Origin of the sequence: Vibrio agarivorans (genome assembly GCF_030409635.1) — a bacterium.
GTDB lineage: Bacteria > Pseudomonadota > Gammaproteobacteria > Enterobacterales > Vibrionaceae > Vibrio > Vibrio agarivorans.
Window position 1 is genome coordinate 704,882 of sequence record NZ_JAUFQF010000001.1, and the last position, 21,516, is coordinate 726,397.

The window sequence follows — 21,516 nt, forward strand, 5'->3', positions numbered from 1 at the left end:
GAAATTGACTCTGACCCCAATGGTTGAGATACTCCGCGCGAATACTCCAACCCAAATGGTTCATTATGAAACTTCTTGTTCGTAACCTTGCTCGTACTACTACGGAGCAAGAGCTTCGTGTTCTTTTCTCTGAACATGGTTCAGTAACGGTTTGCAACTTAGTACTTGACCAAGAAACTGGTCTTTCAAAGGGTTTTGCCTTTGTTGAAATGCCAAATGACGAAGAAGCGAAAGCGGCACTTGAAGCGCTGAACATGACGTCAGTCGCAAAAAGTAAGATTCGCGTGAAAATCGCCGACAAGTAATGTCATAGGGTCAGAGCCGGATCGATGGAATTGGCTCTGACCCTGGTTTGATTATTGCAGGGAGTTTGATTCGAGTTGCAGTAACATTTCGATTACGCACTGAAGTGCAACCTGAACATCTTCTGTCATAACGGCCTCTTTCGGGTTATGGCTAATGCCCTTTTCACAGCGCATAAACAGCATCCCTACGTCCGTTAAGTGCTGCATTGCAAGCGCATCATGCCCTGCACCACTTGGTAGGAAATATGGTGAAGATTGAGTAACAACTTCGACCGCATTACCCCATAAGCTTTGCAATGACTGAGCGCATTTCACCGCGTCGGCCTGATAAATTTGCTCACACCCCAAATCGACATTGCGATATTTGGCGATGGATTCCAGTTGCTCTAGCAAATGCTCGCAAGCCGATTCCAGTTTCGTTTGCTCTAGGCTGCGAATGTCGATAGTAAAGCTAACGTCACCAGGAATCACATTAACTGCGCCGCCTTTTACATCACACTTACCGACTGTGGCAACAATATCGTTCTCTTTGGCATACGTCTCGATTGTGCTGATCATCTCGGCGACAGCACACAAAGCATCGTGACGCAGCGGTAGCGGCACTGTACCAGCATGTCCTGCCACACCAGAAACATAGAGTTTAAAGCGCTTCGCGCCAGCAATTCCAGTGACGACACCAACAGCAAGATCTTGCGCCTCTAGCACTGGGCCTTGCTCGATGTGGACTTCTAAATACGCTAACGTCTCTTTTGGGTCACGACAGTCGAGTCCTGCTTTACTTGGTAATAGGCCAAAGTCCTGCATGGCTTGCGCCATTGTGATGCCTTTAGAGTCTTTTATATCAAACCACTGTGCGTTGAATTGGCCAGCAACAGCGCTTGAGCCAATGAGGGTGGTGTCAAATCTCAAGCCCTCTTCATCAGCAAACGCAACGACATCAATATTAAAGGGAAACTCATGGTGAGATAGCTGTTTCAACGTCTCAATACCAAGTAAAATCCCCAGATTTCCGTCGTATTTACCCGCGTTAGTTACCGTGTCACTATGAGAGCCAATAATGACCGTTGGCGCATCCGAATTTGAAGCCGCTTTTCTACCCCACTGATTACCGACACTGTCTTCCCAGGTCGTTAGCCCAGCTTCTTCCATCCAAATTGCTAACTGCTGGTGAGCGGCTTTGTGCTCTTTCGTTAAATATCCGCGAGTCAGAGCGCCTTCATCGCTAGAAAAGTGCGCGAGTGTATCGGCTTTGTCCATAATACTCTGTGCGTGACATTTCGTTGTCTTCAACATACTGGCTCCTAGGCGTAATACTCAATGGCCGCTGCAACCGCTTGGCCTGGGTTAATGTTCGCGCGGTGCTTAATGAGGACAGCCTCTAGTGCCGCTAGCGTGGTCAAAACACACTCTTGGCGAGCGTTGTATCCCATGGTGCCGATACGCCAGATCTTTCCGTGTAACGGGCCAAATGATGTGCCAATCTCTATACCGAATCGGGATAGCAACTCACCTCTAACCGCATCGCCATCAACATTGGCTGGAATGTACACGCCTACAACGTTATTCATCTTGTAGGTTTGGTTTCCAAACAGTTCTAGATTCATGGCGACAAGGCCTGCTGCTAATGCATCGCCCGCTTGTTTATGACGCGCAATCACTGTGTCTGGGCCTTCCTCTAGGAACAGTCGTGCACATTCACGCGCTGCATAAAGCATACTTGTGGCTTCGGTATGGTGATTGAGACGTTCAGGGCCCCAGTAATCCATGATCATAGCAAGATCGAAATAGTTCGATTGGATCATTTTACCTTGACCGTTGATATGGTGGTCGGCGCGAATACCCGCCTCGATGTGTTTGCGTTGGTTTATCACCGCTGCACACTGGTCACTAAGCGTGATTGGTGCTGAACCAGATGGCCCGCCTAAACATTTTTGTAGACCAGCCGATACCGCATCTAAATGCCATTCATCAACCTTAAGCTTATTGCCTGCAATTGAAGCCGTCGCGTCACAGTAGTACAACACACCGTATTTTTTACACACTTCACCGATTTCGGCCAGCGGCTGATTCATGGTTGTGGAAGTATCACCTTGAACGGTCGCCACCAGTTTCGGTTGGAATGACTTGATCGCAGCCTCGACTTGGTCAGGCATACACACCTCACCCCATTCGATATCAATAGTTTTTACTTGTGCACCAACGCGATTGGCAATTTCACACAGCAGATGACCAAAACGCCCAATCACTGGAATAAGCACTTTGTCGCCTGGCTCTAGTACAGAAACCAACACTGCTTCAATGCCTGAGCGTGCAGTACCATCAACGAGCATGGTTTGTTGGTTTTGAGTATGAAACACACCACGATAGAGTGATTGAACTTGGTTCATGTAACCTGTCATCACAGGATCGTACTGACCAATCAACGACTGCGACAAAGCTTGGTGCACGCGTGGGTAAGCGTTAATTGGTCCCGGCCCCATCAGCATTCTTTGTGGTGGGTTTAGGGTTTCAAAGGTGTCCATTGGGTTTGTCATGTGTCACTCCATTTCATCACTGCGTTGTGGTGACTGTGCACCACAACGTCAAATCTTGTTTATTCGTTCATTTTTAACGTGGGATTCAAGCGACAAATTTTTGCGCGGTTTGAATCACTTGATGCTCTTTATGAGCTTGCCCCATCAATGAGAAGCCACACGGCCCTTCGCTCAAACAGGCGATAGGAATATGCAGCTGCGGTAACCCACTGAGACCAGCGATACTGGTCAGTCCCATTAAGACTGAGCGATACTGCGCGAGATACTCTTCTTCACTATCGAGTTTTGGTGGCCCTGATGGCGTGGTTGGAATCATCCAATAGCCGTTATGTTTTGCCATCTGCTGCTGGAGCTGTTGCTGAAACGTGTCTTGCTGCTCTAGTGCCCGAGTATACTCAGACTCCGTAATCGTTCTTGCCCAATCGACGCGCAATGTAATGCTTTCATCTAAGCTGTCGATATTGTTATCAAGCCATTGGCCATGCTTTTGAATGATCTCGTAGCCCTGAATAGTTCGAAATAACTCACTCAACCCTGTCAGTGTCCATCCGTTATCTTGCAGGTGATGACCTTCAATCACCTCAACATCTGCGTTGCTTAGCATGGCATTAAGCGCTGTATAGCGCTCCTCGCTCATTTGTTGGCACAGGAGACTATCAAGGTAGACAACCGCTTTTGATAAACTAGAAGCTTCAGTCTTTGATAGCGTCTCCCATACCTGCTGCATCACCGTTAGATCACGAGTAAAAATACCCGCGGTATCAAAGCTCTTCGACAGCTCAAAACAGTGATCTAAACTAAGACTTCCAAGCGTTGGCCTTAAGCCATATAAACCACAATAGCTCGCTGGTACACGGACAGAGCCGCCGGTATCGGTACCGATTGAGAAATCACAATCTCCCATTGCCACCGCTACCGCGCTGCCGCTTGAAGATCCACCTGGGATGCAATCATTGGCGATAGGATTGATTGGCGTTCCATAATGTTTGTTCTGCCCATTGAGGCTGTATGCAAGCTCGTCGGTTTGAACTCTACCCACACACATAACCCCAGCACTAAGCAGCTTTTTAATCAGTGGTGACGTCCGCTCTGCTTTCGAGTGGGAAGCAAGCCAACGTGGGTTCCCCGCCCCCGTTTTATAGCCTTTTACGTCAAAGAGATCTTTAAAGACAAAGCTCAATCCGGATAGCTTTCCTTCTGTAATAGGAGCCAGCAATTCAGGGCCTTGCTCACAATAGATGCGTTTATCTTTTTGCATCAAAAATCCTTTTATTCCAACTCATTTAATTGGCTGTAACTCGCGGCAATTGCCTGACTCGATGTCGTCGCTTGCTGACCAAGTACCCGATACACTTTGTTAACCAGAAATGAAATCAAGCTCATTGGCACCGCGTAGCTGTCTAGCGGGGACTCATTGTTCATATGACAAATGATGACCTGATCCATTTTATCTGCGTATTTTTGCCCTGATTGATCAGTGATCAACAAGCAGCGCTTGCCTTTTAGGTGCTCTACAATGTGCTCGAATTGCGCCACTCTTCGGCGTATGCCAAACAGGACAACAAAATCATCTTCTTCAATCGAGACCAGATCTTCACCTATGGTTTGCCCAGGTAAAGGCAACAAATCAACCCCCGTGCGACACTGCATCAACTGTTGACGAAAATGCATCGCCAAGGGATAGCCGTTTCGATAACCAATCACCTTAATGCGCTTGGCGTTGATCAACGACTCCACCATCTTTTGCGTATCCATGCTCGCAAGCTGAGCCCAAAGCTGCTCTAGCGCCTGCATGTCACTTTGAATATCACTGTCGCTGATATCGCTTGTCATTACTGGAAGCCCGCTGTCACGTTCTTCCATGAGTTCATTTCTTAATGCGAGATGATCATCATAGCCAAGCTGTCGAATGAAACGACTGACGCTGGTTTTGGATACAGAACAAGCATCGGCGATTTCAGCAGTCGACAGAATCAACACTTTTTCAGGGTTGAGCTGCAGAAAGTCCGCAACACGACGACTGGTTTGCGTTAACTGGGCATACTGCTCAGTGATACGCGAACTAAGTGAATGGTGGGGCATTAACGTCATATTAACTCGCCTCTATCGAACCGCTGATAAGAAGCTTTGCAACTCTTCCGTTTGCGGCGCGGCAAACACTTCTTCACTTGGTCCAGTTTCCCATACTTTCCCTTGGTTCATGAAGACCACTCGATCACCAACATCTCGTGCAAAGTTCATTTCATGGGTAACCAAGATAAGCGTCATACCTTCGGCTTTTAGTTGCTCGAGCACTTTTAGCACTTCACCAACCAATTCTGGGTCAAGTGCAGAAGTGATTTCATCACACAACAAGACTTTAGGATTCATTGCCAGAGAGCGAGCAATCGCAACACGTTGCTGCTGACCACCAGAAAGATTCGTTGGGTAAGCATCAAACTTATCTGCCAAACCGACCTTTTCTAGCAACTCTTCCGTCATTGCTCGGCACTCTTCTGGTGTTTTCTTTAAGACCAGCTTAGGTGCTAGCATGACGTTTTCACCGACCGTCATGTGGGGGAACAGGTTAAAACTTTGGAACACCATTCCGACACTGCGACTTAACAAGCGAAGTTTATAGTCATCCTTTTCAACCGATTGACTATCAACGATAATCACTCCTTCTTGATAGTCTTCTAATCCATTCATGCAGCGAAGTAGCGTGCTTTTACCTGAGCCACTACGGCCAATAATTGACACAACTTCGCCAGGTTTGATCTTAAGATCAACACCCTTAAGGACGTGGTTTTCGCCATAGAATTTATGGACTTTTTCTACACTAACGAGTGACATTATGGCGAGCCTCCAAGTGACGAGCTAAAGAAGAAAGTGGAAAACAGATAACAAAGTAAAGTAGAGCGACAAGTGCAAACACTTTGAATGGCTGGAAGGTCGCGTTGTTAAGCATCGTGCCCGCTTTGGTGATTTCAACAAAGCCGATGATGGATGCTAACGCTGTGCCCTTCACGATTTGCACTGAAAAGCCCACGGTTGGAGCGATCGACAAGCGTGCAGCTTGTGGAGCAATGATGTAACGCATGGTTTGCAGGTAAGTGAGACCAAGAGTGCGACAGGCTTCCCACTGCCCTTTTGGCAGTGATTCAATACAGCCACGCCAAATATCATGAAAGTAAGCAGAGCTGTACAGAGTGAGTGACAATATAGCCGCCGTCCAAGGACTAACATCAATACCGAACAGTGATAAACCAAAGAACGCCAGAAAGAGCTGCATTAAAAGAGGGGTTCCTTGGAAGATCTCAACATAGATCTTAATCAGTTGAATAAAGGCGACATTCTTAGTGCTGCGCAGCAATGTGAGTAGCAGCCCGACTAAACCACCACCGATAAAGGCAATAATCGAGAGCAGTACCGTCCAGCGTGCCGCTAATACCAAGTTACTGAAAATGTCCCAGTTTGAAAATTCAATCATCATAATTTGGTCACTCCTATAAAGCTGGGTTCTTAAACGCTACGCGGCGCAACAGTTCAAACATTTGACGCATCACCATCGCTAGCACCAAGTAGATAACGGCGGTCAGAATGTAGGATTCAAAGCTTAAGAAGCTGCGAGATTGAACAAAGTTGGCGGCAAATGTTAGATCTTCAACTGAAATTTGCGATACAACGGCGGAGCCCAACATCACGATAATGCTTTGACTGACAAGCGCAGGATAAACACGCTGATAAGCAGGTGGTAACACAATGCGCGTGAATATCTGCATGCGGGTCAGACCCAGTGTTTTCCCTGCTTCCCACTGCCCTTTTGGAGTCGCTTCGATGCCTGCACGGATAATTTCTGCAGAGTAAGCACCGAGGTTGATTACCATAGCAATCGCACCGGCTTGCCATGCTGATAGCTTGATACCCAACGCCGGTAGACCAAAGAAGATGAAGAACAACTGAACAATAAACGGGGTGTTTCGAATCACTTCCACATAGCAGCGACATATAATACGCAGCCAACGCACTTGGCTAGTTTTCGCACCAGCGCATACAGTGCCAAGGAATAGACCAAGGAAGGTCGTGATCAACGTGAGCTCAACGGTTACCCATAAACCTGCCACAAACTGTGGCAGGTATGGCATCAGCTCAGAGAATGATAACTGATAGTTCATTCAATGCTCCTACTTAAGCATCTTCAAGGTCAGCTGGGAATGGCGCTTTCAGCCATTTTTGTGACATTTCTTCTAGCACACCCGCCTGTTTTGCTTCAGTGATTAGACGGTTGATCTCTTCAACTAGCGCTTCTTCTCCTTTCTTCACGCCAACAAAACACGGCGAGTTTTTCAGTAAGAACTTAGTCTCAGGCGCCTTGCTTGGATAACGTGTCGCAATTTCTGTCACAACAAGGTTACCCGTTGCAATAAGACTAACTTGACCAGAAAGGTAAGAAGAAAGTGTGGCATTGTTGTCTTCGAAGCGACGAATAGTGGTATCTTTTGGTGCGATATCCGTTAGGTTCAAGTCCTCTACTGAGCCGCGTGTAACACCAATCGTTTTACCGCTTAGGTCTTCCGCTGAGCTAACCACTTCACCTTCCGCGCCGAAGACACCAAGATAAAACGGTGCATACGCTTGTGTGAAGTCAATAGCACGCTCACGCTCGGGGTTCTTACCCATGCTTGAGATAACTAAATCGACTTTACCTGTTTGCAGATAAGGGATTCGGTTAGCACTGGTTACAGGTACAAGCTCTAGCTTAACGTTTAGCTCTTTCGCTAAATGTTCCGCCATGTCGATGTCATAGCCTTGCGGCTTAAGATCGCGGCCTACAGAGCCAAACGGTGGAAAATCTTGAGGTACAGCAACTTTAAGAACACCATTTTTTTGCACAGATTCAAGCTGGTTTGCTTCTGCATTCGATGCACCCAATGACAAGCCCAGTGAAAGAATAACGGCGGATACTGCTGAGAATAATTTCATAGTATATCTCCCTATAAATAATGAAACGTTTGAAACAACTGAATCTAGTGCTGCAACGAACGCGCCAACTATTCAGGAAATTTATAATCGTTTTATATCAACACCTTAAGGTAAAATTTGAATGACTGGCGAGATTAAACCGCACCAAAGGTGAGTCTAAATGGTGCAATTGAACCAAAGATGGTGCGCCAAAGAAACGAACGTAACAAAATGTAACCAAACAAAAAAGGGGTCAGAGCCAATTCGGGCGAATTGGCTCTGACCCCTTTTTATAAAACAGATTAATTAGCTGTGAGCACGCCTAAGTTGCTCTAGGTATTTAATCCAGCTCTGAGACTGATTAGTCACTTTGATGCTATCGGCTTTCTTGGCCTGAATGATGGCTTCTTCAAGGTTGTTTAGCTTGTAATAGGCACGCGTCTTGGCGAGTGCCACCTGCTCTGCTCGACCTGGAACTTTGTCTAGCGTTCGAAGTGTCTGCTGATATCTTTGCTGTTGAAGTAAGATCTGAGCAGCATTCCAGTGGTAATCTGGTTCATATTTCGCTGCGGCTAACCAGATGTGTACTGATTTATCCCACTCTTTTGCCTGTTGCCAATAACTGGCTTGCTCACGAAGCAGTTTCACATCGGTGTTTGCCCCTTCAAGCTGAGCGATCAGGCGCGCAGCCTTTTCTGGCACACCACGTTTGGCATAGAGTTGAGCTAATAAGTGTAACTCTTTTTGAGTCAAATCCAGTCGTTGATGCTTGGCCAGAGCAAGCGTCGCTAGTGCACCCTTTTCATCTTTAACTCTCAGCTGAAGTCCTGCTAACTGACGCCACCACTTCACTTCTTTCGGCTCTAGATCAATCAGATGCTCTAGAGTTGGAATCGCTGATTTCCAGCGCTCAAGTTGAAGCTCAGCGCCAAGTCTCAGTGATAAGGTGCTGACATCGGGTTTCTGCAGCTTATGCAACTCAGTCAGTGCTGTGAGTGTCGGCTTCCAGTCTTGATCTTGATAGTGTGACTGTGCAATACGTAGATAAATATCTTGCTTCGCGGCACTGTCCGGCGCGCTCTCACTCAATGTGTAGTAATGCTTTAATGCTTGCTTGTAGTCTTCGTTGCTCAGAAGCAAGTCTGCGAGCATCTTTTCAGTGCTCCACGCTTGGTCATCTTTGAGCAAACCTGAGTCTACTGCATAGCTAATTTGCTTGATGGCATTATCTGATTGGCCATCTTGCCAATAGAATACACCGAGCATTCGAGCGATAAAGGCTTTGTCGTAATCTCTCGAGCTATCAATACTCTCGAGAAGCGTTATCGCCTCATTCAACTTCTCATCTTGAGACAGCTCATTGGCACGCATAACACGTGTCGCTGAGTATTGAGATAACTCTTGAGCCACCGAAACTTGAGTGATCGCTTGCGTTGCTGCTAGCAAACCAACGATTAGGATTCGTTTGATCATTGCTCTAACTGAAACTCCAATTTAACCGTCTGCCCTGGTTGTGAGACTGCGGTGCCATTCTCAACTTTTGGTTGATACTTCCAATTATTCAAGGCTCGTATAGCTTCACGCTCAAATACTCGTCTTGGCTCTGCTTCAACTACTTCGATGTCTGTCGGTTTACCCGTTGGATCAATCGTAAACTTCATGACAACGTAACCTTCCATTTTACGACGCAAAGCTTGAGCTGGATAACGGGGTTCAACACGATACAGAGGCATCACCTGTTGGTTGACTGAAAAATCACCAAACGATGGTGCGCTGATCGCTAGGCCTGACACACTCGTGTCTAGGTTAAGTGATGGCTGCTCCATTGCGTTTAGATTTGAGACCAAATCATCGGCTTGTGCCATTGGTGTCTCTTCAGGCATCTCTGGTGTTTCTGGTTTTTCCGGCGCTGAACGTTTACGGCGCTGCACATCTTGGTCGTTTTCTACCATCACCATGTTAAAGCTCACCCCCTCAGAGGCCTCTGGGCTTTTACGATGGCTGGTATCCACCATCCATGACATAAACATGAAAATGCTTAATGTTATTAGCAGAGCCGGAGGGCCAGCCAATATCAGACGTCCCATTACGGATTCTCCGCAGCCAGTGCAATATTTGCTACGCCAGCACCTTTTGCTGCATCCATGACCTTAACCACAGTGCCGTTATAGGCGTGCTCATCGGCCTGAATCACGAGCGATGCATCTGGCTTATCAAGTAGCAAGTGCTCTAACGTCGCTTCAACACGCTCAACATCTACCATGCGTTTATCGATATAGATATCGTTTGAAGAGGTAATCGCGACGAAGATACCCGCATCTTTTTGACTCACGACATTTGACGCTTGTGGTCTGTTGACCTCGACACCTGACTCTCGTACAAACGAGCTTGTCACGATGAAGAAGATCAACATGATAAATACAATATCCAGCATCGAGGTCAAATCAACTTGTGCCTCGTCTTGCCTTGTTTGTCGTCTTCCAAGTCTCATTGACGACTCCTTAATGATTTTTCTAGTTTAATTTCGCGTTTTTGGCAGGCTTTGAATAAACGTGCGTGAAGGAACATTCCGGTTAATGCCGCTACCATTCCAGCCATGGTTGGCAATGTGGCCAAAGAGATACCGGATGCCATCAATTTAGGATCGCTGCTGCCCTGAGTCGCCATCACATCAAACACTGAGATCATACCGGTCACGGTTCCAAGCAAACCCAACATTGGGCAGATCGCCACCAACACTTTGATGAAGTTCAAGTTTTGATAAATTTTGCTGTGCGCTTCGGCGAGCCAACCATCTCTTATTGAGCGTGCATACCAAGAGTGCTGGTCACTACGCTTATGCCACTCTTCTATCCAGTGTGCTCGTTGCTTGGGAAAGCTCGCGACAAGATACAGGACACGTTCAGTCACCAGTAGTACGTTGATGGCGACAATGGCCGCCAACCACCAAAGTATTTGCCCGCCCTGTTGCATGAAGCTAAGCAGCGATACAGTCATATCGCTGTTTAACAATGCTTGTGGCAACAGAGTTAGAAGCCATTCCATTATGCCGCGCGCTCCACCACTGGTTTCACAACACAGTCATTTTCAGCTTGTGCCGCTACAAGGCCAATACCTTGCTTCTCAAGTATATTGCGAATAGTTTCAGCTTGAGAGCTCAGAACATTGTGAGCCAATAGCAATGGCATCGCTGCAATAAGACCTAGAACGGTTGTCACAAGTGCCATCGAAATACCACCTGCCATCACTTTAGGATCGCCATTACCAAACTGGGTGATCACTTGGAACGTCTCAATCATACCGGTTACTGTACCCAGTAGACCCAACATTGGCGCTAAAGCAGCAAGCAGTTTCAGCATCGACAGGCCACGCTCTAGGCTGGTTTGTTCATCAACGATTGTTTCAAGTAAACGAAGTTCAAGCGCTTCCACTGTGTGCTCTTTGCCTTGTTGATAAACCGCTAGTACGCGACCAAGTGGATTATCTTGAGGTTGCTGCGGATTCTTCAGCTGAGCTTGGATCTTCTGACGTGTTATGAGCAAGCTTGCACCGCGTACTAATGCGATAATCAAACCAATCGCTAGTAGACCAAGAATAATCTTACCTACCACGCCACCCGCTGCCAGTCGGTCCGACAACTCAGGAGTCAGAGCTAACTGGTCAAGCAACACGCCACGAGAAGGGTCGACAATCATCGTAACCGATTCGCCTGACGAAAGTTGCTGTGCGGCTGCTAGCGTTGGCACTTGGCTCGGCTGTTTGACATAACTACGCGTTTCAGAACGGGCTCCGTCCCACTTTACGTAACCACTCTCATCAACCAGACCCATCGCACCGATACGTGCAACAGGCTTCTCTACAACTTGACCGTCACCATCAATATAACGTGCTGTCGATTGTGTAACTTGACCGCTAGCTTGGATCTGCTCTTCTAGCGCTTTCCACAGGCCATTAAGCTGCGCCATGGAAGGAAGACGCGTTGCTGCGGTGATCTCTGCAACAACGGATTTTTCAGTTTGTGCATCAACACCGGTGACTGAACTGTCTAGTTCAGCTTCAAGCTCTTTCGCGGTTTGACGCACAACACCAAACACTTCACCTAGGCTACCTGTTTCCAGTCGTAGCTGCTCTTCTAGACGAGCAAGCTTATCTTCGTTTTCACTAAACGTTTGGGTCAGCTGGTTATTCTCTTTCTCAATCGAGCTTTTTTCAGCATTGAGCTTCGCTCTTAATTCCGTTAGCTCTTTTTCGGTCAGCTTGAACACTGACTCACGGCTACGATCATGCTGCGCTTGCTCAATCGCATGTGTTTTTGCTGTGCCAACAAGCTCAGTGTTTGCACTGGCTGTAAATGCTGTTAACGACAGGGCCAACATTGATACTACTGGAGTCCATTTCATGTTACTTCGTCTCCACTTTCGTCAGCGACACAGGTAAGGTTAAAAGTGTTGGGGCAATTTGTTGATCTGCAAGGCGGAAGGCTTGCTCTAGATCATTATGCATTTTGCTTTCAGCAAGCAACCACTCTTGGTTCGCCTGATTCCATGACCAGTAACGTGCACCGTTAGCACTCTTTGCAATCAGTGACACGCGACCTAAATACAGCATATCTACTTCAAGAGCTTGGCCTTCAAATTCGATTTGACCTTGGTATGTACCCAGCTTAATGCCGTAATCGAGTTCAATTAAGTAGGCCTCTAAAATGCGACGATATTTTTCAGCATCACTGACATCCGCACGAGACATCATACTTTCCAATCTCTCAACGCGATCTTGGCGTGCTTCATGACGGATAGGTAAGTCGGTCGCGACATGCTCTTTAAGAGCGGCGATCATTTGATACATCAATGGCACCACGCCTTGACGTGTATCTTGAATTTCATCGATTTGCGCTTCTAGGCTTAGCGACTCTTCTTCTTGGTTCGCAACCACTGAACGCAAGTGCTCGCGATAGATTTCAAGATTACGGATCTCTTGCTGTAGCTGTTCCACTTCAAATTGAAGCGCTAGTGTTGCTTCAGAGCTTTTATCGATACGCTTTTGAGATGCGGCAGATTTCTCATTGGCATTAGCAGTAATGGCAGTGGCGTCTTCTAGGCCCGAGGCCCCCGCCTGACTCGCAATGCTAAGGACTAGCAGTGCAAGTGAAGATTTAATCAGTTTCATAGTCAACATTCGGGCTTAATAGCAAATGATAAAGGTTCTCATTATTAATCGCAGATAATACCCGAAGTTATTATGAATTCAAACCAAGATTTTACTTTTTACTGTTTTAGATCAACGCGACTTGCAGAGAACTAACAGACCTAGACGTGGGTTTACATTCTCAGTCTTTAAAACGTTCTTTTATCTCTAAGATTTGCTCTCGCAACGACAGAAACAGTGCTGCTAGATTTGGGTCAAAGTGTTCTCCCGCTTCTTCTTCAATTAATCCAAATGCTCTGTCGTCAGACCAAGCTTGCTTGTATGGACGCTCTGAAGTTAATGCATCAAACACATCGGCAATTGCAGCAATCCGTCCCACTAGCGGGATATCCTCTCCCGCTAAGCCCTTTGGATACCCCTGCCCATTAAATTTCTCATGGTGCGACATGGCTATGGTATACGCCATTTTGAGCAATTCTGAATGACTATGATTGCGAAGAATGTCTCCCCCAATCTCGACATGGGTTTTCATCACCGCCCACTCTTCACTCGTGAGCTTGCCTTCTTTAAGCAAAATGCCATCTGGGATACCAATTTTACCAATATCATGCATGGGTGCAGCATTTTTGAGTCTGGTTGCCTGCTCTTCATTCATACCGCTAGCAATAGCAAGCAAGTAACAGTAGTGCGCCATGCGTTTAACGTGCATACCTGTTTCATTGTCTTTATATTCTGCAGCGCGGCCGAGTCGCTCTATCATCTCGAGCTTACTTTGACGGATTTCCTGGGTTTGTTCTTCAACTTGGATATAGAGTTCACGCTTTCGATTTGCCAGCGCCAGATGTGTTTTAACCCTTTGCAAGGCAACAATCGGTGTGATTGGCTTGGTAATATAATCGACAGCGCCAAGCTGCAATCCTCGAATTTCATCTTCAGGGGAAATTTTAGCGGTAACAAAAATAATGGGTATATGCGCAGTATTAGGTTGACTCTTAAGTATCTCACACACCTCATAGCCATCCATATCCGGCATCATTATATCGAGCAAAATAAGATCGGGAGCGGGTTGCATCTGAGCAATTTTAATCGCGACATGCCCATTGTTTGCCGCTTTAATCCGATACTCTTTTCCCAGGGCACCGGCGAGAACTTCAATGTTTTCCGGCGTGTCATCCACAACGAGTACGGTTAGCTTTTCTTCCATCGTGCCCCCAAATAGCAGTTAAGTGCGCCGGTTCAGTTACTTAGCTCTTATTAGTCTAGGAGTTGTATAGAAACTTTTTCCATTATTTTGGGTAAATCGTTTGGGGTCAGAGCCAAATCAGCAGATTTGGCTCTGACCCCGTTGATTAACTGAAGCGTATTTTCATTGCTTCAGGATTAATTGACTTGTGTACGGGGTAGCCCATCGAAGCCACCAGCATGGAAATGTATGGGTCTGCGTGTTGGTAGAACTTTTTCCAACCAGCGCAAAGGTAGTTAAGGCCAGGCTCGCCTTGTAATGTTTTTAGGAATCGATTTTTCGGGCATTCACCAAAGCAAGCAAACTGATATTCACACTGGCGGCACTGGGTTGGCAGGCTACCCTCTTTGGCTTTACCAAAGTGTTCTTGTTGCGGTGAAAATTGCATCTCTTCTAGTGTTTTGTCGTTAATATTGCCTAGCTTATATTCAGGATAGACATAATGGTCACAGGCGAACACATCACCATTGTGTTCAATCGCTAGTCCTTTCCCACACATCGGGCTATGCGTACATAACGGGTTCACTCGCCCCATCCAAGACTCGATCCAAGCTTCAAAGTATGGGACATGTACTTGACCGACGTCGTTGTTAAACCACTCATCAAAGACTTCAATTAAAAAATCTCCCCACTGATTGGCAGAAACGCACCAAGGTTCAACAATAGAGCTAGGATGATTAGGTTCTGTTTCTGGCATACCTTGAAAGAGTTGCTCTCTTTCCAGCCAGCGCTGTGGGGCTATCTCTCTAAAGCTTTTCGGTTCGACGATTGGAATAAACTGCATTTGTGGAGAGCGTACTTCATCACGCAAAAAGCGATAGACCTCCAATGGGCTCGCACCTGATACATTATTGACGCAGGTAAGCGTCGCGAAATTCACCTTATGCTTATGAAGAACCTTTATGCCTTTCATTGTCTGCTTGAACGTCCCACGACCGGTTCGATTCGTTCGGTGCGCATTGTGAATAAGCTCTGGGCCATCGATACTAATCCCAACTAAGAAGTTGTTCTTATGTAGAAACTTGCCCCATTCATCATTTAAAAGAATACCGTTGGTTTGAAGGTTATTTTCTATCGTGACGCCTTTAGGGCAGTATTTCTTTTGTAATCGCACCACATCACGAAAGAATTTTACGCCGAGTAATGTGGGTTCTCCGCCCTGCCAGTGAAAGATGATTTCTGGGAAGTTGTGCTGCTCGATATACGACTGGATATAGTGCTCAAGCATCTCTTCTGAGAATCGATTATCGTGCAGTTTTGAGTGCCCCAGCAAGTCTTGCTTACTCAAGTAATAACAATAAGTGCAGTCAATATTACATTTAGACCCGATAGGTTTAGTCATTATATTCAGGCGCTGTATTGGTTTGTTCACTGGCTTTACTTCAGACATTACATCACTTCCCTTGTGGTGTTTTAATAACCACTTTATTGCAAGGGTTTAACCGAAGCAAGTTAATGGGGTCGGAGCCAAATCAGCTGAATTGACTCTGACCCCATTTGTGTGAACTGCGACATATTTCTGTCAGTTTTGGTAAAGAGGCTTTCATTTTTGAGCTAAATCTGAATAAAATACACTGTACAAAATATAACTAGAGTCAGAGCTGAATCTTTGGTTTTTACTCTGACCCCAATTAACTTGCAGACATGGAAAAGCAGTATCACATGAACAAGAGCAACAAATTCATTCTAGTCACCGCCCTTTCGCTTCCACTTTTACTTTCAGGCTGTCAGACAACTCGTCAAAACGCGGCGACCGGTGAGCAAGAAACTAACCGTACAACTTCAGGTGCACTTCTTGGCTGCGCAGGTGGTGCGATTGCTGGTGCAATCATTAATAAAGGTAAAGGCGCTGCGATTGGCTGTGCTGCTGGCGGAGCAACAGGCGCCCTCGTCGGTTCCAATATGGACAAGCAAGAAGCTGAGCTTCGCCAAGAGCTTCTGAACTCTGGCGTTCAAATTGAGCGTAATGGTGAAAGAATTGAGTTGATTATCGCAAGTGATATCAGCTTTAACTCAGGCGGCTACGATCTACAACCTTCTATCAAACCAACTCTTGATAGCATTGCGAAAGTCATGAATCGCTACCCTGATTCTAATCTACTAATTGAGGGTCACACAGATTCTACGGGCTCTCTTGAGCTGAACGAACTGCTTGCAAAAGCACGTGCTAATAGCGTGCAAACAGCGCTAACGTCTTCTGGCCTAGAATACAACCGTACTCGTACGCAAGGCTTTGGCCCTCACAAACCAATGTGTGACAACGCAACGCCTGAAGGTCGTGCTTGTAACCGCCGTGTTGAGCTGACAATCATCAATTAATTACGACTAAAAACGTTGTAATTAGACTTACCTAAGAGGCTAACCATTATGATTAGCCTCTCAACCATTATTCAAGCTAGGTGTAACGTTTAATAACGGCTGTGCATCCCCATCCGGTGAGAAAAGTCGTCATGCATCCTTCCGCCTTTCCACCCTCCGTTACCCAATAGATTCAAAACATCACGGGCGTTGTACTCTTTCGCTAAGAAAAAATCGAAGGATACATCGTCACGCAACAACTTCAGTCCTGTGTTATTTTCTAAATCAAGATCATTTGGATCTGCATACAATGCAAAGGCAATCAGCTTTTGACGCTTACAGAGTGACTCTGCACTTACTTGAACTTGTCCAATGGTAAAGTAATCACGACTTCCATAGCTTTTGATTAATACGGGAGATAGTGACTTGATGACCTTTTTTATTCTTCGGCGCTGGATATATCGAAACATTGCATAAACCTTCGTATCTGTTCCATCGATAATAATGGACGATACAGAGAAATACAGCCTGCTAACTAGGTTAAATGGTGTCAAACCTCACACACTCCCACCTCGATATTGCGATTTGATTATAAAAAAAAGCCAGCAGTTACGCTGGCTGTAAAACAACTAGGAAAAATGTAGTCATACAATGCAAATGACATCAAGTCGGAATATCAAGCAACATGCTTGGAATAGCATAGAGCTTAGATTATCCAACCCTCTCAACTTAATCTAATCAAACATTTTTACCCTCAAGACAAAACAAAATCTGAGCATCTAAACACCATTGGGGTCAAAGCCAAACCGGCTACTTTGGCTCTGAAAGCACATTACATAGCACCAACTAAAATACTGACTTTTAGATAATAAACTTAATTTGCGGCACAGTTCACAGCACCCAGAAAGTAGATTGAACCGACATCACACTTCACTACTTTCTTAACTGCCAATTTTTACTATCTAATAAAAGAAGAATAACAAAGGGCGTCCCTGCCCTGATGACTGACTCATTTTTAGGTCATCATACATAAGGAAAATCGCTGTGAAAAAAACACCTATTGCACTGGTTTTAACTAGTGTATGTTCTTTGCCTGTTATGGCGCAAAGTTACGAATGTTCAGATCTGTCACTTTGGCAACCAGATAGCATTTACCTTGGCGGTGATGCGGTTCAACATGAGAGTATCGTGTATCAAGCAAACTGGTGGACCCAGAATCAAGCGCCCGATCTGCACTCCGGTCAGTGGCAAGAATGGTCGGTCGTCGGTGAATGTGGTGATGGTCAGCCACAGCCTCCTGTAATTGAAATTACATCGCCACAACAAGGCGGCCAGTTCACTGTTTCTCATCCAATCTTGCTTGCTGCTAACGTTGAAAGTAAACACTCTACAATCACTTTAGTCGAGTTCATCGTTGATAAACAAACCGTTGGCCAAACCAGTCAAGCCCCATTTTCTGTCGAGTGGACACCACAATCGATAGGCAACAAAATCGTTACCATAAAAGCAACTAACGCTGATGGCATGACAGAGCAATCAAGCGTCTCAATTTCGGTTATTGACTCTGATGTTGATTTACCACCTGAAGTAACACTGACGTCACCATCGAATGGAGATCAGTTTAACGAAGGTGATAGAGTTACCTTAACCGCTGATGCCAGTAGCCAAGAGAATGGTATTGAGCGGGTTGAGTTTTATATCAACGATACTCTTGTTGGTAGTGATAGTAACGAGCCTTTCGAATACCAATGGACAGCTGTTCAGGGCGCTCAACAAGTTTACGCTCAAGCGGTCGATTTCAATGAACTGACAGCCAAATCCGCAACGGTGAATTTCCTTGTTGAAGGACAACAACCGGGGGGGAGCTGTAAAACCCTGCCTCAATATCAGGTAGGTGGTCACTACGCACAGGGTGATATTGTCGTTAATAACGATCATCAATACCGCTGTAACATCGCTGGTTGGTGCTCATCAGATGCTGCGTGGGCGTATGAGCCTGGAGAAGGTCTACATTGGCAAGAAGCTTGGGAAGACGCAGGTGACTGTGGGACGGCCCCAGAAATACGCTTCATCTCTCCTGGCGCGGGTGAAACCTTACTTAGCGGCGTTGGAACGCAAGTGATCATCGACGCAATCGCGGGTGATTTTGCTATCGAATCTGTGAAGTTCTATGCCAACGAACAACTCATCGGCGATGGGACTTTAGTTGATGAGCAATATCATGTGGATTGGACACCATTTGATTTAGGTGCAATCACACTCTCTGCTATCGCGACAGACAGCGAAGGCACAACTGCAACGGCTGCGCAGTCGGTCTCTGTGACTGACCAGTCATTAGTTGTAGAACTCATTAAGCCCGTTGCTGGTTCAAACCATGTGCTTGGGAAAGCAGTGGCAATGGAAGCTAATGCCGACTCATTTAACACCGAGATAAGCCGTGTCGATTTCATGGTAAATGGCGTGGTTGTGGCTAGTGATAACCAAGAACCTTTCCAAGCGAACTGGACATCAGAAGCGGCAGGTACATACCAAGTACAAGCAAAAGCGATCGATGCCAATAACGAGGAGCAAGTGACTAACTCAGTATCGATCAGTGTAACGCTAACTGATGACAATCCTCATAAACTCGTAGGCTACTGGCATAACTTTGTTAACGGCTCTACTTGTCCAATGAATCTAAGCGATATTCCAACTGAATGGGATGTCATTGATATCGCTTTTGCTGATACCAACCCAGCATCTCCAGGCACTAACTACTTCAACCTGTTTTCGGGTGATGCAGGCTGTCCCGCTATCGACCCTAACCGCTTCAAACAAGACATCCAAGATCTGCAAGCGCAGGGTCGTAAGATTGTGCTGTCGTTAGGTGGTGCACTGGGTACGATTACGCTGAATGATGATGCCTCTCAACAAGCGTTTGTCTCTAGCTTAACCGACATTATTGTTGAATGGGGTTTTGATGGTCTAGACGTGGATTACGAAAGTGGTTCAAACCTAGTTAACGGCTCAGAAATCCAAAAACGTCTTCCTGTTGCGTTACGTGAAATTCAAGACAATCTTGGTCGTGATCTTTATCTGACTATGGCTCCTGAGCATCCATATGTTCAGGGTGGCTACGTGAGTAACGCTGAAGGAACCGTTTGGGGCGCTTACCTACCAATCATCGATGAAACACGCGATATGCTAGACCTGCTTCATGTTCAGCTCTACAACAATGGCGGTCTTGAACACCCATACGGCGGTACAGCTCCTGCAGGCTCCATCGATATGATGGTTGCTGCACAAAAAATGTTGGTCGAAGGCTTTGATATTGCTTATGGCACCACAGGTCAATACTTCGCTCCGCTTCCGGATAGTCAAGTCTCTATTGGTCTACCATCAGGAGCGAAAGCCGCAGGTAGTGGTCAAGCAACGGTTGCTGACACCAATAGTGCTCTTAATTGTCTGATTTTAGGTACAAGCTGTGACACGGTTGTTCCATCATCAAAATATGAAAACTTTGGTGGTGTCATGTACTGGTCTATCAACTGGGATGAATACTACGACCGCGAATTCTCGCTCGGTGTGGGTGCACACTTGAAAGCACTAAACGAGCGTTAAGCGAGCGTTCAAGATCTCATTAAAATCGTTGGTAAAGGCTCATAGACCCTTGGGTTCTATGAGCCTTTTTCTATGCTTCAAGTATTACTTACTCAGCTCTGACTTCATAAATGAACGTAACATGCTGAAGCTGATAATGGCTGTCGCCGCTTCTGCAAATAATATGCTGCCCCAAATACCGTAAGTAGGAAATGGGATAGGTAGAATCAATACGCCTAGTGCGACAAACACAAACCCTCTCCCCAGTGAGATCACTGTTGCTTGCTTTGGTCGGGCAATCGCTTGGAACAGGTTTGCAACGACCATGTTAAAGCCCATTAGGGGTACACCAAGGAAAAAGAAGCTCAGTGCAATTGAAGCCAGTTCAATCAACTCTTGGGCATCACCTAAATATGCACCTGCGATGGTGTTTGAAAATAGCCACACTGCGGTCAAAAACACAACACCACTGCCTATTGCAGCCTTAAGGCCTAAGCTCAATATTTCATCAATACGATCGTGTTTATTGGCTCCGTAATTGAAGCTGATGATTGGCTGACACGCTTGGGAAATCCCGACCATCACGAACAGAGCTAACACACCTACATTGGTGGTTAGGCCATAGGCGATGATATAGCTCTCACCAAATTGGGTTAACAACACGTAGTTGAACAAGATGATGGTCATTGCCGATGTAAGCTCGATAAAGAAGATTGGTGTTCCCATCTTCAAAATTTCAGGTGCTTTATTTAAACCTAAGCCTGTAAAGCTGAGTTTTAGCTCACCTTTTTTCTGCACAAAGTGGCTCAATAGAATACCAACAATGACGATTTGGCTGATGGCCGTCGCCCAACCAGCGCCTTTCATCCCCATATCCATCTGAATAATGAAGATGTAGTCCAAGACTAGGTTGGTTATTGCGCCAGTAGACATTGCCCAAGTCGCAAGCTTTGGATTGGTATCATTGCGAACAAAGCACGAAAGTACCCAAGCCAGTGAATAAATAACAAAAAATGGCAATAAAACTGACAGATAATCATGCGCCAGCTGCGCCATATATCCAGTCGCCCCCATTAGCGCAATCAACTCCTCAAGCCAAATTAACGCTAGGCTAACCGCTGTCGTGGACAGAATCGCCGTCAATAGCATGGACTGACTAAACCACATTTGGCTAGTTTTTAGGTTCCCATTCCCAACCTCAATCGACATTTTCGCCGCACCACCGATACCAATCATCATGGCTATCGCAGTAAAGATTGAAAATGAAGGGATAATCAGTGAAATAGCACCCAGACCATCAGGTCCTACACCTTGGCCAATAAAGAAGGCATCACCAATAATAAATAGTGATTTAATCACCATACCAGTCAAGGCTGGCCATAGATATTGGTAAAATGACTTAGAGATAGGATCTGTTTTTAAGTTTATCGCCATGAGAAATGCAAAGGCCCTATAAAGTGAAACAAGTGGC

General features: G+C 46.0%; 21 protein-coding genes. 3 read left to right on the forward strand and 18 right to left on the reverse strand.

Annotated elements, in window-relative coordinates:
• The first annotated feature begins 65 nt into the window (after positions 1–65).
• Positions 66–305 (forward strand): RNA recognition motif domain-containing protein, encoded by a 240-nt coding sequence (locus QWZ05_RS02995; protein ID WP_264876419.1) that lies wholly within the window; start codon positions 66–68, stop codon positions 303–305.
• Positions 306–356: 51 nt separating this feature from the next.
• Here the strand turns inward: QWZ05_RS02995 and QWZ05_RS03000 are convergent, their stop codons facing one another.
• The 16 genes from QWZ05_RS03000 to QWZ05_RS03075 all read right to left on the reverse strand — a co-directional run bounded on the left by QWZ05_RS03000 (position 357) and on the right by QWZ05_RS03075 (position 15,558).
• Positions 357–1,598 carry an allantoate amidohydrolase gene (locus QWZ05_RS03000; protein ID WP_290296416.1) on the reverse strand — a complete coding sequence of 414 codons (1,242 nt, stop codon included), beginning with the start codon at positions 1,596–1,598 and terminating at the stop codon, positions 357–359.
• 8 nt (positions 1,599–1,606) lie between these two features.
• Entirely contained in the window at positions 1,607–2,839 is a 1,233-nt protein-coding gene (locus tag QWZ05_RS03005) for a pyridoxal-phosphate-dependent aminotransferase family protein (RefSeq protein ID WP_290296418.1), read from the reverse strand.
• Positions 2,840–2,924: 85 nt separating this feature from the next.
• Complete coding sequence (locus QWZ05_RS03010) at positions 2,925–4,097, reverse strand: amidase (RefSeq protein ID WP_290296420.1); 1,173 nt, start codon at positions 4,095–4,097, stop codon at positions 2,925–2,927.
• Between the two features lie 11 nt (positions 4,098–4,108).
• Entirely contained in the window at positions 4,109–4,930 is an 822-nt protein-coding gene (locus QWZ05_RS03015; RefSeq protein ID WP_264876423.1) for a MurR/RpiR family transcriptional regulator, read from the reverse strand.
• A 12-nt stretch (positions 4,931–4,942) separates the two neighbouring features.
• A complete protein-coding gene (locus tag QWZ05_RS03020) occupies positions 4,943–5,671 on the reverse strand; it encodes an amino acid ABC transporter ATP-binding protein (RefSeq protein WP_264876424.1) in 729 nt (242 codons plus the stop codon).
• Positions 5,658–6,311: an amino acid ABC transporter permease gene (locus tag QWZ05_RS03025; protein ID WP_264876426.1), complete on the reverse strand. Its 654-nt coding sequence runs from the start codon at positions 6,309–6,311 to the stop codon at positions 5,658–5,660. The genes QWZ05_RS03020 and QWZ05_RS03025 overlap by 14 nt, the downstream gene beginning before the upstream one ends.
• Positions 6,312–6,324: 13 nt before the next feature.
• The gene (locus QWZ05_RS03030; protein ID WP_290296424.1) at positions 6,325–6,993 is read right to left on the reverse strand and encodes an amino acid ABC transporter permease; all 669 of its coding nucleotides are present in this window, start codon (positions 6,991–6,993) and stop codon (positions 6,325–6,327) included.
• A gap of 13 nt (positions 6,994–7,006) precedes the next feature.
• On the reverse strand, positions 7,007–7,801 hold the full coding sequence (locus tag QWZ05_RS03035) for a transporter substrate-binding domain-containing protein (RefSeq protein WP_290296426.1): 795 nt from the start codon (positions 7,799–7,801) through the stop codon (positions 7,007–7,009).
• Positions 7,802–8,086: 285 nt separating this feature from the next.
• Positions 8,087–9,253: a tetratricopeptide repeat protein gene (locus QWZ05_RS03040; RefSeq protein WP_264876429.1), complete on the reverse strand. Its 1,167-nt coding sequence runs from the start codon at positions 9,251–9,253 to the stop codon at positions 8,087–8,089.
• Entirely contained in the window at positions 9,250–9,867 is a 618-nt protein-coding gene (locus QWZ05_RS03045) for an energy transducer TonB (RefSeq protein ID WP_264876430.1), read from the reverse strand. The genes QWZ05_RS03040 and QWZ05_RS03045 overlap by 4 nt, the downstream gene beginning before the upstream one ends.
• A complete protein-coding gene (locus tag QWZ05_RS03050) occupies positions 9,867–10,271 on the reverse strand; it encodes an ExbD/TolR family protein (RefSeq protein ID WP_264876431.1) in 405 nt (134 codons plus the stop codon). The genes QWZ05_RS03045 and QWZ05_RS03050 overlap by 1 nt, the downstream gene beginning before the upstream one ends.
• The gene (locus QWZ05_RS03055; RefSeq protein WP_264876432.1) at positions 10,268–10,825 is read right to left on the reverse strand and encodes a MotA/TolQ/ExbB proton channel family protein; all 558 of its coding nucleotides are present in this window, start codon (positions 10,823–10,825) and stop codon (positions 10,268–10,270) included. The genes QWZ05_RS03050 and QWZ05_RS03055 overlap by 4 nt, the downstream gene beginning before the upstream one ends.
• Positions 10,825–12,180 carry a MotA/TolQ/ExbB proton channel family protein gene (locus QWZ05_RS03060; RefSeq protein WP_290296432.1) on the reverse strand — a complete coding sequence of 452 codons (1,356 nt, stop codon included), beginning with the start codon at positions 12,178–12,180 and terminating at the stop codon, positions 10,825–10,827. The genes QWZ05_RS03055 and QWZ05_RS03060 overlap by 1 nt, the downstream gene beginning before the upstream one ends.
• Position 12,181: 1 nt before the next feature.
• Positions 12,182–12,946: a DUF3450 domain-containing protein gene (locus QWZ05_RS03065; protein WP_264876434.1), complete on the reverse strand. Its 765-nt coding sequence runs from the start codon at positions 12,944–12,946 to the stop codon at positions 12,182–12,184.
• Between the two features lie 160 nt (positions 12,947–13,106).
• A complete protein-coding gene (locus QWZ05_RS03070) occupies positions 13,107–14,129 on the reverse strand; it encodes an HD-GYP domain-containing protein (RefSeq protein ID WP_264876435.1) in 1,023 nt (340 codons plus the stop codon).
• A 145-nt stretch (positions 14,130–14,274) separates the two neighbouring features.
• Positions 14,275–15,558: an anaerobic sulfatase maturase gene (locus QWZ05_RS03075; protein WP_290296434.1), complete on the reverse strand. Its 1,284-nt coding sequence runs from the start codon at positions 15,556–15,558 to the stop codon at positions 14,275–14,277.
• A gap of 272 nt (positions 15,559–15,830) precedes the next feature.
• On the opposite strand from QWZ05_RS03075, the gene QWZ05_RS03080 reads away from it, so the two are divergent.
• Positions 15,831–16,487 carry a YiaD family glycine zipper/OmpA-like lipoprotein gene (locus tag QWZ05_RS03080; RefSeq protein WP_264876437.1) on the forward strand — a complete coding sequence of 219 codons (657 nt, stop codon included), beginning with the start codon at positions 15,831–15,833 and terminating at the stop codon, positions 16,485–16,487.
• Between the two features lie 89 nt (positions 16,488–16,576).
• Here the strand turns inward: QWZ05_RS03080 and QWZ05_RS03085 are convergent, their stop codons facing one another.
• A complete protein-coding gene (locus QWZ05_RS03085) occupies positions 16,577–16,936 on the reverse strand; it encodes a DUF6559 family protein (protein ID WP_290296436.1) in 360 nt (119 codons plus the stop codon).
• Positions 16,937–17,510: 574 nt separating this feature from the next.
• Here QWZ05_RS03085 and QWZ05_RS03090 point away from each other — a divergent pair.
• Entirely contained in the window at positions 17,511–20,066 is a 2,556-nt protein-coding gene (locus QWZ05_RS03090) for an Ig-like domain-containing protein (protein WP_290296437.1), read from the forward strand.
• 84 nt (positions 20,067–20,150) lie between these two features.
• Here QWZ05_RS03090 and QWZ05_RS03095 read toward each other — a convergent pair whose 3' ends face one another.
• A complete protein-coding gene (locus tag QWZ05_RS03095) occupies positions 20,151–21,479 on the reverse strand; it encodes an MATE family efflux transporter (protein WP_264876440.1) in 1,329 nt (442 codons plus the stop codon).
• Between the last annotated feature and the right edge of the window lie 37 nt (positions 21,480–21,516).

Excerpts from the sequence above, each read along its gene's own strand:
- QWZ05_RS03080 (WP_264876437.1), top strand. The coding sequence starts at position 15,831 with ATGAACAAGAGCAACAAATTCATTCTAGTCACCGCCCTTTCGCTTCCA.
- QWZ05_RS03040 (WP_264876429.1), bottom strand. The coding sequence starts at position 9,253 with ATGATCAAACGAATCCTAATCGTTGGTTTGCTAGCAGCAACGCAAGCG.
- QWZ05_RS03025 (WP_264876426.1), bottom strand. The coding sequence starts at position 6,311 with ATGATGATTGAATTTTCAAACTGGGACATTTTCAGTAACTTGGTATTA.
- QWZ05_RS03065 (WP_264876434.1), bottom strand. The coding sequence starts at position 12,946 with ATGAAACTGATTAAATCTTCACTTGCACTGCTAGTCCTTAGCATTGCG.
- QWZ05_RS03005 (WP_290296418.1), bottom strand. The coding sequence starts at position 2,839 with ATGACAAACCCAATGGACACCTTTGAAACCCTAAACCCACCACAAAGA.
- QWZ05_RS03010 (WP_290296420.1), bottom strand. The coding sequence starts at position 4,097 with ATGCAAAAAGATAAACGCATCTATTGTGAGCAAGGCCCTGAATTGCTG.
- QWZ05_RS03085 (WP_290296436.1), bottom strand. The coding sequence starts at position 16,936 with ATGTTTCGATATATCCAGCGCCGAAGAATAAAAAAGGTCATCAAGTCA.
- QWZ05_RS03060 (WP_290296432.1), bottom strand. The coding sequence starts at position 12,180 with ATGAAATGGACTCCAGTAGTATCAATGTTGGCCCTGTCGTTAACAGCA.
- QWZ05_RS03000 (WP_290296416.1), bottom strand. The coding sequence starts at position 1,598 with ATGTTGAAGACAACGAAATGTCACGCACAGAGTATTATGGACAAAGCC.
- QWZ05_RS03020 (WP_264876424.1), bottom strand. The coding sequence starts at position 5,671 with ATGTCACTCGTTAGTGTAGAAAAAGTCCATAAATTCTATGGCGAAAAC.
- QWZ05_RS03095 (WP_264876440.1), bottom strand. The coding sequence starts at position 21,479 with ATGGCGATAAACTTAAAAACAGATCCTATCTCTAAGTCATTTTACCAA.
- QWZ05_RS03035 (WP_290296426.1), bottom strand. The coding sequence starts at position 7,801 with ATGAAATTATTCTCAGCAGTATCCGCCGTTATTCTTTCACTGGGCTTG.
- QWZ05_RS03050 (WP_264876431.1), bottom strand. The coding sequence starts at position 10,271 with ATGAGACTTGGAAGACGACAAACAAGGCAAGACGAGGCACAAGTTGAT.
- QWZ05_RS03075 (WP_290296434.1), bottom strand. The coding sequence starts at position 15,558 with ATGTCTGAAGTAAAGCCAGTGAACAAACCAATACAGCGCCTGAATATA.
- QWZ05_RS03030 (WP_290296424.1), bottom strand. The coding sequence starts at position 6,993 with ATGAACTATCAGTTATCATTCTCTGAGCTGATGCCATACCTGCCACAG.
- QWZ05_RS03070 (WP_264876435.1), bottom strand. The coding sequence starts at position 14,129 with ATGGAAGAAAAGCTAACCGTACTCGTTGTGGATGACACGCCGGAAAAC.
- QWZ05_RS02995 (WP_264876419.1), top strand. The coding sequence starts at position 66 with ATGAAACTTCTTGTTCGTAACCTTGCTCGTACTACTACGGAGCAAGAG.
- QWZ05_RS03015 (WP_264876423.1), bottom strand. The coding sequence starts at position 4,930 with ATGACGTTAATGCCCCACCATTCACTTAGTTCGCGTATCACTGAGCAG.
- QWZ05_RS03045 (WP_264876430.1), bottom strand. The coding sequence starts at position 9,867 with ATGGGACGTCTGATATTGGCTGGCCCTCCGGCTCTGCTAATAACATTA.
- QWZ05_RS03055 (WP_264876432.1), bottom strand. The coding sequence starts at position 10,825 with ATGGAATGGCTTCTAACTCTGTTGCCACAAGCATTGTTAAACAGCGAT.